The sequence below is a fragment of the Cupriavidus sp. 01T418 genome, assembly GCF_056398885.1.
Map to the genome: position 1 here is coordinate 1 of NZ_JBFTQG010000149.1, position 652 is coordinate 652.

1 protein-coding gene is annotated in these 652 nt (G+C 73.0%); it reads left to right on the plus strand.

The features are described from left to right. Positions 1-652, plus strand: a 652-nt coding sequence (locus tag AC1DQ3_RS36645; RefSeq protein WP_477124968.1) for a hypothetical protein, incomplete at both ends; no start/stop codon positions are given.

A 652-nucleotide genomic window follows, 5' to 3' on the forward strand; every position in this document is an offset into this window, starting at 1 on the left:
GGCGCTCTCCGTGGAACTGGCCGCCATTCGCGACGCCGTGCCGCGCCGGGACGGGGAAGCCAGTCTGGCCTACGCCCGCCGCCTGCGCGAGCAGCGGCCCGGCCTCAGCCTGAGCGAGCTGTCCCTGCTCTCGGGCGCCTTGGAAAGCCATCTGCGCTGCGCGTCGGCCTTCAAGACGCTCTCCGTGGAACTGGCCGCCATTCGCGACGCCGTGCCGCGGCAGGATAGCGAAGCCAGTCAGGCCTACGCCCGCCGCCTGCGCGAGCAGCGGCCCGGCCTCAGCCTGAGCGAGCTGTCCCTGCTCTCGGGCACTTTGGAAACCCATCTGCGCCGCGAGCCGGCCTTCAAGGCGCTCTCCGTGGAACTGGCCGCCATTCGCGACGCCGTGCCGCGCCTGGACGGGGAAGCCAATCTGGCCTACGCCCGCCGCCTGCGCAAGCAGCGGCCCGGCCTCAGCCTGAGCGAGCTGTCCCTGCTCTCGGGCGCCACGGAAAGCCATCTGCGCCGCGAGCCGRCCTTCAAGGCGCTCTCCGTGGAACTGGCCGCCATTCGCGACGCCGTGCCGCGCCGGGACGGGGAAGCCAATCTGGCCTACGCCCGCCGCCTGCGCGAGCAGCGGCCCGGCCTCAGCCTGAGCGAGCTGTCCCTGCTC